Origin of the sequence: Micromonospora sp. L5 (genome assembly GCF_000177655.2) — a bacterium.
In the GTDB taxonomy this organism is placed as follows: domain Bacteria; phylum Actinomycetota; class Actinomycetes; order Mycobacteriales; family Micromonosporaceae; genus Micromonospora; species Micromonospora aurantiaca.
This window is the reverse complement of sequence record NC_014815.1, coordinates 2746928-2759607: the sequence shown is the minus strand read 5'-3', so window position 1 is coordinate 2759607 and position 12680 is coordinate 2746928. Positions and strand designations below refer to the sequence as shown.

Genomic DNA, 12680 nt, shown 5'->3' with positions numbered 1-12680 from the left:
CTTTCCGCATTCGTGGTGGGGTTCAGGGACGCGGCGCGAGGTGGATCGCCGTGTTGTCGATCAGGCGGGTGGCGCCGACCCAGGCCGCGATCAGCAGCCGGGCCGGGCCGGCGACCGGGCCGGGTTCCAGCTCGGTGTCGGTGAGCACCAGGTAGTCCAGGCGCGCGTCCGGCGCGTCGAAGGCCCGGTGCGCGGCGGCCAGCACCGCGCCCGCGTCCTCACCCCGCTCGGCCGCCGTCGCGCCGGCCCGCAACGCGGCGGACAGGCTCAGCGCGGTCTCCCGCTCGGGCGCCGACAGGTACCGGTTGCGGCTGGACATGGCCAGCCCGTCCGGTTCCCGTACGGTCGGCACGCCGACGATCTCGGTCGGCACGTCGAGGTCGCGGACCATCCGGCGGACCAGGGTGAGCTGCTGGTAGTCCTTCTCGCCGAAGAACGCCAGGTCGGGGCGGGTGAGCTGGAGCAGCTTCATCACCACGGTGAGCACGCCGTGGAAGAAGCCGGGACGGCTCAGGCCCTCCAGGTCCTCGCCGAGCGGACCCGGGTCGAGCCGCACCGTCGGGCGGCCCTCCGGGTACATCTCGGTCGCCGAGGGCGCGAACACCACGTCCACCCCGGCCCGGCGGCAGATCTCCAGGTCGGAGTCGAGCGTGCGCGGGTAGCGGTCGAAGTCCTCGTTCGGGCCGAACTGCAGCGGGTTCACGAAGATCGTGACGATGACGTGGCCGGCGCGCTCGCGGGCGGCCCGCAGCAGCGCCTCGTGCCCGGCGTGCAGCGCACCCATGGTCATCACCACGCCGACCTGGCCGGCCATCGCCTCGCGGGCGGCCGCCAGTTCCTTGCGCGTGTGCAGCACCTCGGCCATCAGGCCGCCACCTCGATTCCGTCGAGCACGTTGCGCAGCGCGGCCGCGTCCGCCGGGCGAAGGCGGCCGACCGCGACGGCACGGTCCGCCGTCCGTCGTGCCAACGCCAGATACGCGGGTACGGATTCCGGCGCGGTCCGCGCCAGCCGGTCCAGATGCCGGCGTACGGTGCCCGCGTCGCCGCGCGACACCGGGCCGGTGAGCGCGTCGTCGCCCAGCCGCAGCGCGTTCTCCAGGGCGGCCCGCAGCAGCGGGGCGAGCACCTTCTCCGGCCGCTCCACCCCGGCGTCGCGCAGCCGGTCGGCGGCCTCGTTGACGAGCGTCACCAGGTGGTTCGCGCCGTGCGCGAGGGCCGCGTGGTAGAGCGGCCGGTCGTTCTCACCGACCCACTCCGGTACGCCGCCCAGGTCGGCCACCAGCCGGGCCGCGAACGGGCGCAGCTCGGCCGGGGCGGTCACCCCGTAGGAGATGCCGGGCAGGCGGGACAGGTCGTCCGGCGTACCGGTGAAGGTCATCGCCGGGTGCAGCGCGAGCGGCCGGGCGCCCGCCTCGACGGCCGGGGCCAGCGCGGCGAGCCCGTGCGCGCCGGACGTGTGCGCCACCACCTGGCCGGGGCGCAGCGCGCCGCTCGCGGCCAGGTCCGCTACCACGCCCGCGAGCGCGTCGTCCGGGACCGCGACGATCAGCAGGTCGGTGGCGGCACGCGCCACCTCGGACGCGGTGCGGTGCGGGGTCTGCGGCAGCAGCAGCGCCGTCCGGGCCCGTGTCGCGCCCGAGGCGCCGGATGCGGCGACGACCCGGTGACCGGCTGCGGCGAGGGCCGCGCCCAGCACGGCGCCGACCCGGCCGGCGCCGAGGACGCCGACGGCGAGGGTACGCGGGAAGACGAGCGGGGCAGCGGTGGCCCGGGGGCGCAGCGGTGCGCTCATGGCAGCGATCCAGTCCTCGAAGGGGGTACCGGTCGATGGCAAGTATGCGCCCGGGTGACAGACCCGAAACAAGAAGGTGTGAAAACCTTCACCGACCGCCGGAAGCCGCTGCTGCGGTGGCGGGCAAACCGCCCGTTCGGGTACGTCCCGTAGGGTCGGCCCGGTGACCTCCCCGCTGCGCTGGCGCGACGCGATGGAGCGGGCGCTGTACGGGCCGGACGGCTTCTTCGTCTCCGGTGCCGGGCCCGCCGCGCACTTCCGCACGAGCGTGCACGCCTCACCCGTCTTCACCGCGTGCCTGCTGCGGCAGCTCGAGACGGTGGACGCGGCGCTGGGCCACCCGGCCCGGCTGGACGTGGTGGACGTGGGCGCGGGCCGGGGCGAACTGCTCCGGGCGCTGCTGGCGCAGGCCGCACCCGAGCTGGCCGCCCGGCTCCACCCGGTAGCCGTGGAACGGGCCACCCGCCCGCCGGACCTGCCGCCGGAGATCGCCTGGCGCCCCGACATCCCCGACGGCATCACCGGCCTGCTCCTGGCGACGGAATGGCTGGACAACGTCCCAGTGGACGTGGCAGTCCACACCCCCGAGGGCTGGCGCCTCCTCCTGGTGAACCCGAAAACCGGCGAGGAGACGGTCGGCCCGCCCCCGTCCCCCACCGACACCACCTGGCTCACCCACTGGTGGCCCTCGGCCGCCCCGCCCAACGCCCCGGTGATCAAGGAGTTTGTGGCCTCGGAGGGCCCGGATCAGGACACAAACTCCTTGATCAACGGGGCGGGTGAGGGCGAGGGCGGGGGCGGTTGGAGGGCGGAGATCGGGTGGTCGCGGGATCTGGCCTGGGCTGGGGCCGTGGGGAAGGTGGCGCGGGGGCTGGCGCTTGCGGTGGACTACGGGCATCTGCGGGACTCGCGTCCTGCCGACGGGACGCTCACCGGATATCGGGGCGGGCGGCAGGTGCCGCCGGTCCCGGACGGCTCCTGCGACGTGACGGCGCACGTCGCCATGGACTCGGTCGCCTCCGCCGGTGAGCGGGTCGCGCGGTGCGCGTACTCCCTGGTCTCTCAGCGGGAGGCGCTGCGAGCGCTCGGGGCCGACGGCGGGCGACCACCACTGAGCCTGGCCGGTCGCGACCCGGCCGGCTACCTGCGGGCGCTGGCCGCCGCGTCGGCGGCGGCCGAACTGACCGACCCGGCCGGGCTCGGCGGGCACCTGTGGCTGCGGCAGCCGGTCGGCGTCGCGCTCGACGCGGTCGTGGCACGATGACGGGCATGACCACGGACGCCGCCGACCTCCGCGAGCTGACAGTCGGTACCGGCGCCGGCGGTGAGCAGCTCGGCACCGACATGGTGCTCAACATCGGGCCGCAACACCCCTCGACGCACGGCGTGCTGCGGCTGAAGCTGGTGCTCGACGGGGAGCGGGTGGTCGCCGCCGAGCCGATCGTCGGCTACATGCACCGGGGGGCGGAGAAGCTCTTCGAGGTACGCGACTACCGGCAGATCATCGTGCTGGCGAACCGGCACGACTGGCTGTCGGCGTTCTCCAACGAGCTGGGCGTGGTGCTCGCCGTCGAGCGGCTGATGGGCATGGAGGTGCCGGAACGCGCCACCTGGCTGCGGATGGCGCTGGCCGAGCTGAACCGGGTGCTCAACCACCTGATGTTCCTCGGCTCGTACCCGCTGGAGATCGGCGCGATCACGCCGATGTTCTACGCGTTCCGGGAACGGGAGACCATCCAGGCCGTGATGGAGGAGGTCTCCGGCGGCCGGATCCACTACATGTTCAACCGGGTCGGCGGCCTGAAGGAGGAGGTGCCGTCCGGCTGGACCGGGCGCGCCCGCGCCGCCATCGCCGAGGTACGCCGCCGGATGCCCGACCTGGACAACCTGATCCGGCGCAACGAGATCTTCCTGGCCCGTACCGTCGGCGTCGGTGTGCTCTCCGCCGCCGACGCCGCCGCGTTCGGCGCGTCCGGGCCGGTCGCCCGCGCCTCCGGCCTCGACCTCGACCTGCGCCGCGACGAGCCGTACCTGGCCTACGACCAGCTCGACGTGCCCGTGGTGACGAAGACCGCCGGTGACTGTCACGCCCGCTTCGAGGTGCTGCTCGACCAGGTGTACGTCTCGCTCGACCTCGCCGAGCAGTGTCTGGACCGGGTGGACCGGATCAGCGGGCCGGTGAACACCCGCCTGCCGAAGGTGCTGAAGGCGCCCGAGGGGCACACGTACGCCTGGACGGAGAACCCGCTCGGCATCAACGGCTACTACCTGGTGTCCCGGGGCGAGAAGACGCCGTGGCGGATGAAGCTGCGCACCGCCTCGTACGCGAACGTGCAGGCGCTGTCGTCGCTGCTGCCCGGCTGCCTGGTGCCGGACCTGATCGCCATCCTCGGCTCGATGTTCTTCGTGGTGGGCGACATCGACAAGTAGCCGGCGGCGTCAGCGCCAGCGGTCGGCGGTGTCCCGATACGGCTCGCCGTGTCCACCGCGCTCCGGGCTGCGCCACTCCGGTTCCGCCGGCCGCCATTCCGGCTCGGGCCGACGCCACTGTGACTCGCCCTGCCGAGTCTCCGGCTGACGCCACTCGGGCTCGGCCTGACGCCACTCCGGTTCCGGCTGACGCCATTCCGGGGGTGGCTGGCGCCATTCCGCCTGGCCGCTGCGCTGCGTCGGTGGCCGCCACTCGTCCGGCACCGGCACACCGCCGGCCGGCAGCGCCGGGTGGCTCTCCCCGGACCAGCGGGCGTCCGGTACGTCCGGTCCGCTCGCGTCCGCTCCACCGCCGCGTACTGAGGCCCACCGGTCCTCGACCCGGTACTCCGTGCCGCCGCCGTCGGCGTGCACTGCGGCTCGCCGTTCCCCGAGGCGGATCTCCCGGCCCGCGCCGTCGTCACGGACCGCGGCCCACCGGTTGCCGGCACGCATCTCGGACCACTGGTCGCCGTCGGTGCCCGCCCGGCCGGGCGGCACGTCCGGTACGCCCGCTGCGGCCGCGGGCCAGGCGGCCGCCGCCCGGCCGGCCCGGTCGTCACCGCCGCCGGACCAGGGCCGCTGCTCCTCCGCCGCCGTCCGGCCCTGCTCGCTCGACCAGCCGCCCCCGGCGGTACGCCCGGACCAGCCCTGTTCCCCGGCAGTGGCCCGGCCGACACCTGCCCATGGATGCTCGGCACCGGGACGCCCGGGGTCGGTCCACGAGTGCCCGTCGTCGCCGGAGCCGGCACCCCGGCCGCCGTCGTCCGACCCGGCGCGGCGGCCCGGCCGGTCGCCCGGGTCGCGGTGTCCCGCGTGCCGGTGGTCGGCCGCGTCCGCGCCCCGGGACCGGTCCTCGTCCGGCCAGCCGCCAGGGAATCCGCCGTACCGTGTGCCGGTCGGCTCACCGCCGACGATCGTGTGCCGGGTGGTGACGTGCACCGTCTCGGTGTGGTGGACCACGCCGACCGGGCGGGTCTCCGGCCGGGCCACCGGCTCGGACACCCGCGCCGCGCCGTACACCCCGCTCGCGGGCCGGTCCGGACGTACGGTGGCCCGCGCCGCCGGTTCGGCGTCGTGCCGACCGGTCCGTGCCGGTTCGGAGTCGTAGCGACCGGCCCGGGGCTGTTCGGTTTCGTAGTGGCCCACCCCAGGCGACTCAGTGCCGTAGCGGCTGGTCCGGAGCGGTTCGGAGTCGTAGTGGCCTGCCCCAGGCGAGTCGGCGTCGTAGTGGCCGGTCCGGGACGGCTCGGCCTCGTATCGGCCCGTCCGGGACGGGTCCGGGGTGTGGTGGCCCGTCCGGGACGGCTCAGCGGCGTAGTGGCCCGTCCGGGACGCGTCGGCGTCGGTTCCGTAGCCGCCGCCGAGGTACGCCGGCCGGGCCGGTTCGTCGTCGTCCCGGCCGACCGGTTGCGGCCGGCCGACGTCGGGCGTGCCGGTTCCCGGCACCCGGGCCGCACCGCTCGGGCGCTCCGGCGCCGACGCCAGGGCGGACACGGGCGCGGAGGCCAGTCCGGCGGCGGCCGCGTCGAGCCGGTGCCGTACCGCGCCGGCCACCTCCTCGGCCCGTCGTGCCTGGTCGAGCGCCTGGTTGCCGCGCTGGGCGGCGGCCACGATCTCGGCCCGCAACTCCCGCCGCAGCTGCGCCAGCTCCTCGCGCATCTCCTCGGACGCCGCGCCCTCGGAACCGCTCTCCGGCCGCAGCGCGATGGACAGACCGATGAGCACGACCGCGAGGATCGCCAGGACCGCGCCGAACCGGAGCGAGCCGTTGCCGTCGGCGATCAGCAGGATGAGCGCGGCCAGGGGCGCCAGCCCCACACCGACCCAGAACAGGACGGTGAGCAGGGCGGGCGTGCTCTTGTCGGCGGGCGCGACCGAGGCTGGCATGGCTGAGCAGAGTACCGAGAGTTCCACCGGAGGGGAACGGGTCGGCGCCACCCGATGAGCGGCCCGCCGAACGGGCTGCCCGTGCCGCCGGCCGGCACGCGTGGCGCCGGCCGGCGGTGCTGCGTCAGCTCGTGGCCAGCGCCGCGTCGGAGGAGAAGACCAGGCCGACGCTCGCCGAGCCGGTCTTCAGCGCGTTCTTGGTCTGCGGGCCGCCCGCGTCCAGCGAGCTGAACGAGCCGGCCTTGAAGTCGTAGACCTCGACCAGACCGGCCTGGCACTTCGGCCGCTGCGGGCACTCCGGCGGCCCGGCCAGCACGGTGGCCTGGCCGGAGCACTTGGCGGCCAGGTCGGAGAGCGTGGACACGCCGTACTTGTCGGCGAACGCCTTGGTGACCGCGAACGCGTTCTGGTCCTGCGCCTGGGACGGCTGGCCGAAGACCAGGCCGGCCTTGTCACCCTCGGTCTTCAGCGCCGCGACCGTCTTGTCCAGCTCCGGCGAGGAGACGGGCTGGGCGTCCTTGCCGTTGGCCTTGGTGTTGAGGAACTCCGCCATGGTGGCGGCGTACTCCGGGACGACCTGGATCTGGCCCTTCTCCAGGGCCGGCTCGTAGAGCTCCCGGTTGCCGATGGTCTGCACCTTGACCTGGTAGCCGGCCGCGGTGAGCGCGATCTTGTAGAGCTCGGCGATGGTCTGGCTCTCGCTGAAGTTGCCGGCACCGACGGTGATCTGACCGCCCGGGCCCTTCTCGATCCCGTCGGTCACGCCGTTGGCGGAGGCGAACTCCTGCGCCGCGACCTGGGGCGTCTTGCGGTCGACGTCGACCGCCCGGTTGAGCTGGATCAGCTTCGGGGTGTCGAGCTTCGCGGAGACCTTGTCCAGCGCGGCGACGAGCTGCGGCGTGGCCGCCTTCGCGTTGATCGCCGGGATGACGTTGTCGGTGTTCTGGAGCTTCTTGTCGTCGGTCAGGACGACGAGCTGGTCACCGGCCACCGGTGCACAGCCGGCCCCCGAGGCGCCCTGCTCGGGCGCGTCGGTGCCGGACGAGCCGGCGTCGCCGCAGCCGGTGAGGAGAACAGCCGCAGTGAGTGCGCCGAGCGCCCCCGCGGCCAGTGTCGTACGCGCGCGCATCAGTGCCCGCCTTCCGTGTCCCGGCGCGACCCCCTCGGGCCGGCCGCGTGTCCGACGGGCGATCCGGACGGCCACCCGCGACTCCAGCCAATATCCTCCGGACCCGACCGACAAACTCGGAGCGGTTTTCGTCATCCGATCGTCACCGACGGCTCAGTTGCCGGTCGTCGCCGCCGTCGCGCGGCGGTTCGCCCGCGTGCGTTCCCGGCGCAGCGGGCGGGGCGTGACCACCCGCTCCACCAGCGCGAGCACCCCCTCGACGAGCAGCGCCAACCCGGCCACCAGCACCCCGCCGGCGATGATCTGACCCCCGCCGGCGGCGATGTCGAGCCCGAACCCGGCCCGGATGATCTGGCCCAGCCCACCGCCGTTGACGAACGAGGCGAGCGCGGCGGTGGCCACCACCTGCACCGCCGCGGTACGGAAGCCGGCCGCCAGGTAGGGCACCGCGAGCGGCAGCTCCACCCGCCGCAGCACCTGCCCGCCGGACAGACCCATGCCCCGGGCCGCGTCCCGGGCCTCCGGGTCGGCCTGCCGCACCCCGGTGAACGCGTTCGCCAGCAGCGGCGGAACCGCGAAGACCGCGAGCGCCACCACCACGGCCGGACGGCCGAAGCCGAGGAACGTCAGCGGCAGGATGGTCAGCAGCGCCAGCGTCGGGATCGCCAGTGTGACGTTGGAGACCAGCAGGACCAGCCCGCCGCCCCGGCCGCTGTGCCCGAGCCACAGCCCGATCGGCCAGGCCACCAGGCAGCCCAGCAGCACCGCCAGCGCGGACATGCTCAGGTGCTCGCCGAGGCGGTCCAGCACGCCGCCGGGGTTGGTCCAGTTCAGCGGGTCGTTCAGCCAGACCACTGCCTGCTCGACGGGGTTCACCGGGCGGACCTCCCGCGCAGCCAGGGGGTGAGCAGGCGGCCCACGCCCGCCAGCACCAGGTCGAGCACCAGCGCCAGCAGCACGCACAGCACCGTGCCGGCCATGATCTGCGCCTTGTAGAAGTTGTTCTGGAAGCCCGCGAAGATGAGCTGCCCGAGCCCGCCCCGGCCGACCACCACTCCGACCGTGACGAGCGCGACAGTGGACACGGTCGCCAGCCGTACGCCGGTGAGGATGCCTGGCAGCGCCAGTGGCAGCTCGATCCGGAACAGCCGGCCCCACCTGCCGTACCCCATGCCCTCGGCGGCCTCGCGCACCTCCGGGGGCACCTGGTTCAGCCCGGCCAGCGCGTTGCGCACGATGACCAGCAGCGCGTACAGCGCGACCACTGTGAGCACTGTGATCGCGCCGATGCCCAGGTACGGCGCGAGGAACGCGAACAACGCCAGCGACGGGACGGTGTAGAGCACCCCGGTCACCGCCAGGATCGGGGCCGACAGCGACCGGAACCAGTACGCGAGCACCGCGAGCGGCAACGCCACCAGCGCGGCGATCACCACGGCGCGGGCGGTCAGCCAGGTGTGCTCCCGCAGCGCGGCGAGGATCGTGTCAGAGTTGTCCCGCACGTACTGCCAGGAGAACCACGGATTACCCGGGTCGGCCCGGTAGCTCAGGTGGAGGGACACACGTGGACGGTACCCCGGGAGGCACCGCCGGAGGCGGCGCGGCGTCGATCACGCTGGAGGGCATCCGCAAGCGCTACCCGGACGGCACCGAGGCGGTACGCGAGCTGAGCCTGGAGGTCGCCGCCGGCGAACTGGTGGTGCTGATCGGCCCGTCCGGCTGCGGCAAGTCGACGGTGCTGCGCATGATCAACCGGTTGATCGAGCCGACCGACGGGCGGATCCTGCTCGGCGACGACGACGTCACCCGGGTCGACCCGGTGGCGCTGCGCCGCCGCATCGGGTACGTCATCCAGAACGTCGGCCTGTTCCCGCACCAGACCGTCGCCGCGAACGTGGCGACCGTGCCGGGGCTGCTGGGCTGGCCGAAGCAGCGGACCCGGGACCGGGTCGGCGAGCTGCTGGAACTCGTCGGCCTGGACCCGGCGCAGTTCGGCCGGCGGTACCCGCACGAACTGTCCGGCGGGCAGCGGCAGCGGGTGGGCGTGGCCCGGGCGCTGGCCGCCGATCCGGTGGTGCTGCTGATGGACGAGCCGTTCTCGGCGGTGGACCCGATCGTCCGGACCCGCCTGCAGGAGGAGTTCCTGCGGTTGCAGGCCGAGGTACGCAAGACGATCGTGCTGGTCACCCACGACCTCGACGAGGCGGTCCGGCTGGGCGACCGGATCGCGGTGCTGTCCGAGGGCGGCCGGCTGGAGCAGTACGACACGCCCGCCGCGCTGCTCGGCTCGCCCGCCTCGGCCTTCGTCCGCGAGTTCGTCGGCGCCGACCGGGGCATCCGGCGGCTGGCCGTGACCCCGGTGACCCGCGCGGTACTCGACCCGCTCCCGGCCGACGGCGGCACCGGCCTGCCCACCGTGGCGCTCGGCGACTCGGCGTACGACGCACTCGGCGCGCTGCTCACCTCCGGCGCGGAGCACGCGGTGGTGACCGAGGAGGGCCGGGCGGTGGGGCTGCTCACCCGCAACCGGGTGCTGGCGCTGGGCGCCGTGGACTGAGGTCAGGCCCGGCCGCCGAGGCTGGCCAGCCCGACGATCCAGCCCGCGAAGAAGCCGTACGTGACGCCGGTGCTGGCGGCCTGGAACGCGGCGAACAGCGAGCCGTGCGGGCCGAGGAGCGTGGCGAGCAGGGCGCTGAGCCCGCCCGCGAGCGCGTACGCGCCCCAGCCGGAGAGGAACTGGCTGCCCGAGGACGTCACCCGGTCGACCTGCGGCCCGGGCAGCAGGTACAGCAGTGCCGCCGCAAGCACGAGCAGCAGGATCGCCCGCAGGTTGGTGGCGAACACGCCCTCGTCGGCCTGCCACCGCCAGAACGGCCAGGCGAGCAGCCGCAGGAACCAGCCACCCGCGCCGGTCGGGTCGGTGCCCCGCTGCGCCCAGTCGACGTACATCGGACTGCCGCCGACGGCGACGAGCAGGAACGCGGCGAGCGTGCCGGTGCCGGCGGCCGTGCCGTACCGGGGGACGGTGCGGGGGCGGTTGCTCAGAGCCATGCGGCGGTCAGTTCCCGGCCGGTCCCGCCGGGCAAACCTGCGCAACCGGTCGGCAGCCGTCGGCCGACGGGCAGTCATCGACCTCAGTGCTTCATCAGGTAGTCGATGAAGGCGGCGCGCAGCAGCGGCGCGGACTCGTCGTAGCCGTGCCCGGTCAGCTCACGCCAGAGCGCGTTCGCCTCGTCGATGGTCGGGCCGATCGAGTTCGGCGCGCCGTCCAGCGCGGCGGCCTCGTCGGCGTTGGGCAGGTGCCGCAGGACCGACCAGAAGAAGCCCACGTCGCGGCGGTCGCGCGCCAGGTTGAACGCCTGCTCGCGCAGCTCCTCGGTGGAGAGCTTGTCGAGCTCGTCGAAGGTGCGGCCACCGGGGGCAGGAGTTTCGGTCATGCCGCCGAGCCTAACCGGAGAGATCAGTCCGGGCGCGCCGGACGCACGGCCACCGCCGGGGTCAGCGGTCGTCGGCGTCCCAGCGCCGGGGTTCGTTGTCCCAGCGCGGGGCCTCCCATGCCTCCACCGGGGTGTCGTGCTGGCGTACCGGGAGCACCGACGGCCAGGCGTCGGCCGGCTCGGGCGGCGGAGTCATCGTCCAGCCGCCGCTCAGCGCGCCGTCCCGGGCCGGGCGAACCGGGCCGAGCGGACCCGGCGGTGCCGGGCGGGGACGGCCGAACGTCTCGACCAGCCGGGTGACGAGCAGGCCGACGCCGAGCACGGCGCCGCCGAGCGCCCACCGGCTGACCGTCCAGCCGTGCGGCACGGTCCAGGCCAGGAACACCACCACCAGGCAGACCGCGAACAGGGTGCCGAAGATGCCGCCGCGCCGCCCGTACGCGCTGGTTCCGGCGAGCATGACGGTGCCGACCGCCAGCACGGTCCAGTCCAGTCCGGTGCCGGGCGCGACCTGGCCGTTTCCGTTCGCCGCGATCAGCACGCCGCCGAGCATCGCCAGCACGGTGGATCCGACGAGCGCCAGCGCGGTCACCGTGGCGGCTGCCACGCCGCGCCGCCGGGCCGGATCGGCGACCGGGCGGAACCGGCCGATCAGCCGGCGTACCGGTTGCATCGCGGCGAACAGGCCACCGAGGACGGCGACCGCGGCGAAGCCGACGAAGAAGTACAGCGCGCTGCCGCGCGGGTCGTAGTCGCCCTGCACCGTCACCGGCGCGGTCCGCCGTTCCAGGTAGACGATCACGCCGGCCGCCCCGGCCAGGCTCGCCGCCCATCCGGGCACGTGCAGCACCACCACGGCCAGGGCGAGCGCCAGCCCGGCCGCGGCCGCGATCGCCAGCGCCGGCAGCAGCGCCTCCCGCGTGCCCCGGTCGCCCTGCTCGGCGAAGTGCAGCGCGGCGGCCAGCGCGACCGGGCCGATCGCCAGGTTCACCGCGCCGGCCCGCAGGCTCAGGCCGGCGGCGAGGGTGAGCAGGCCGAGCGCCGCCACGTCGACGAGCAGCGTCTTCAGGGAGCCGCCGCGTAGCGCGTCCGAGTCCTCCCGCCAGAGCAGCCAGGCCATCGCGACCAGACCGGCGAGCAGCACGAACTCCCAGAGCACGTGCACCGCGATCCGGTCCCGGCCGGGTTCGCCGTGGGCCGGGTCGTCGAAGACGTGCTCCAGTACGGCAGCGGGCACCCCGGACGACGTCTCCGGCGGCGCTGTCCGGCCCGCATCGTCGTACGCCATTGGCTCGCGCCTCCCCCAGGTGGCCGCGTCCGGCCCACGGGCGGGCGGACCGGTGGCGGCCGTCGCTCTCCGGTCGCCAGGGACGGTACCGCCGGGCCGGGGTGGGGGGAACCCTCAGAGACGCCCGCGGGGCGTCTCCCGGTCACCCGGCTCGCGGTCCTCGTCGTCCTCCTGCTCCGGCACCCGGCAGGAGCGTTCCAGCCAGAGCGCGGCCGCGACCAGCGCCAGCGCGGCGATGAGGCCGCCGAGCGCGGCCGGCCGATCGTTCATGGCCGCGTTGGTCTGTTCCACGAACAGCCAGCCGGTCAGCCCGGCGTAGAAGCCGGCGAAGATGGCCCCGGCCAGCGCCGACGCCTTGGCCAGCACGACGAACCGGGCGACCAGCAGCGGGTTGACCGGCTCCCGGCCGGGCCGCCGCTCGATCCGGCCCCGGGTGTTCACCGCCGCGTAGCCCTCCAGCACGGCCAGCCCGGCCAGCGTGATCACCGGCAGCCAGGGCAGGTCAGAGCCGAGGTCGCCGTAGAAGCTACTGATCAGCAGCCAGGCCACCGCGGCGGCGGCCAGGCCGGCCACCACGAGCGTGGAGGCCCGGGTCGGCCCCATCCGGAAGCGGTCGGGCCCCTGCGGGGAGCGGTCGGTGCTCACCGCACCTCCTCAGCTCGCCACTGCCGGG

At 74.6% G+C, this 12680-nt stretch carries 13 protein-coding genes; 3 read left to right on the top strand and 10 right to left on the bottom strand.

All coding sequences use genetic code 11. The annotated features are described in order from the left end of the window. Window positions 1–22: 22 nt before the first annotated feature. Both panC and ML5_RS13150 read right to left on the bottom strand, forming a co-directional pair. Window positions 23–865 (bottom strand): pantoate--beta-alanine ligase, encoded by an 843-nt coding sequence (gene panC / locus ML5_RS13155; protein WP_013475012.1) that lies wholly within the window; start codon window positions 863–865, stop codon window positions 23–25. Further along, complete coding sequence (locus ML5_RS13150; protein WP_013475011.1) at window positions 865–1794, bottom strand: Rossmann-like and DUF2520 domain-containing protein; 930 nt, start codon at window positions 1792–1794, stop codon at window positions 865–867. Before ML5_RS13150 ends, panC begins: the two co-directional genes overlap by 1 nt. Window positions 1795–1987: 193 nt before the next feature. Between ML5_RS13150 and ML5_RS13145 the strand changes: the two genes are divergently transcribed. Together ML5_RS13145 and ML5_RS13140 are read left to right on the top strand one after the other, a co-directional pair. Next, the gene (locus tag ML5_RS13145; protein WP_049800140.1) at window positions 1988–3058 is read left to right on the top strand and encodes an SAM-dependent methyltransferase; all 1071 of its coding nucleotides are present in this window, start codon (window positions 1988–1990) and stop codon (window positions 3056–3058) included. After that, window positions 3055–4224: an NADH-quinone oxidoreductase subunit D gene (locus ML5_RS13140; RefSeq protein WP_013288963.1), complete on the top strand. Its 1170-nt coding sequence runs from the start codon at window positions 3055–3057 to the stop codon at window positions 4222–4224. Before ML5_RS13145 ends, ML5_RS13140 begins: the two co-directional genes overlap by 4 nt. A 9-nt stretch (window positions 4225–4233) precedes the next feature. On the opposite strand, the gene ML5_RS13135 is transcribed toward ML5_RS13140, so the two are convergent. From ML5_RS13135 to ML5_RS13120, 4 genes are all read right to left on the bottom strand, one after another. Next, a complete protein-coding gene (locus tag ML5_RS13135; RefSeq protein WP_013475009.1) occupies window positions 4234–6153 on the bottom strand; it encodes a hypothetical protein in 1920 nt (639 codons plus the stop codon). A gap of 124 nt (window positions 6154–6277) precedes the next feature. Then, a complete protein-coding gene (locus ML5_RS13130; RefSeq protein ID WP_013288965.1) occupies window positions 6278–7282 on the bottom strand; it encodes a glycine betaine ABC transporter substrate-binding protein in 1005 nt (334 codons plus the stop codon). A gap of 153 nt (window positions 7283–7435) precedes the next feature. Next, complete coding sequence (locus tag ML5_RS13125; protein ID WP_013475008.1) at window positions 7436–8158, bottom strand: ABC transporter permease; 723 nt, start codon at window positions 8156–8158, stop codon at window positions 7436–7438. After that, the gene (locus ML5_RS13120) at window positions 8155–8844 is read right to left on the bottom strand and encodes an ABC transporter permease (protein WP_013288967.1); all 690 of its coding nucleotides are present in this window, start codon (window positions 8842–8844) and stop codon (window positions 8155–8157) included. Before ML5_RS13120 ends, ML5_RS13125 begins: the two co-directional genes overlap by 4 nt. Window positions 8845–8846: 2 nt before the next feature. Between ML5_RS13120 and ML5_RS13115 the strand changes: the two genes are divergently transcribed. Then, entirely contained in the window at window positions 8847–9839 is a 993-nt protein-coding gene (locus ML5_RS13115) for an ABC transporter ATP-binding protein (RefSeq protein WP_013475007.1), read from the top strand. 2 nt (window positions 9840–9841) lie between these two features. Here the strand turns inward: ML5_RS13115 and ML5_RS13110 are convergent, their stop codons facing one another. The 4 genes from ML5_RS13110 to ML5_RS13095 form a co-directional block, all read right to left on the bottom strand. After that, on the bottom strand, window positions 9842–10333 hold the full coding sequence (locus ML5_RS13110; protein WP_013475006.1) for a hypothetical protein: 492 nt from the start codon (window positions 10331–10333) through the stop codon (window positions 9842–9844). Window positions 10334–10416: 83 nt separating this feature from the next. Continuing rightward, window positions 10417–10719 carry a hypothetical protein gene (locus ML5_RS13105; RefSeq protein WP_013288970.1) on the bottom strand — a complete coding sequence of 101 codons (303 nt, stop codon included), beginning with the start codon at window positions 10717–10719 and terminating at the stop codon, window positions 10417–10419. A 61-nt stretch (window positions 10720–10780) separates the two neighbouring features. Beyond that, the gene (locus ML5_RS13100) at window positions 10781–12007 is read right to left on the bottom strand and encodes an ABC transporter permease (RefSeq protein ID WP_013475005.1); all 1227 of its coding nucleotides are present in this window, start codon (window positions 12005–12007) and stop codon (window positions 10781–10783) included. A 114-nt stretch (window positions 12008–12121) separates the two neighbouring features. Continuing rightward, entirely contained in the window at window positions 12122–12610 is a 489-nt protein-coding gene (locus tag ML5_RS13095; RefSeq protein WP_085983675.1) for a DUF3180 domain-containing protein, read from the bottom strand. Window positions 12611–12680: the final 70 nt, after the last annotated feature.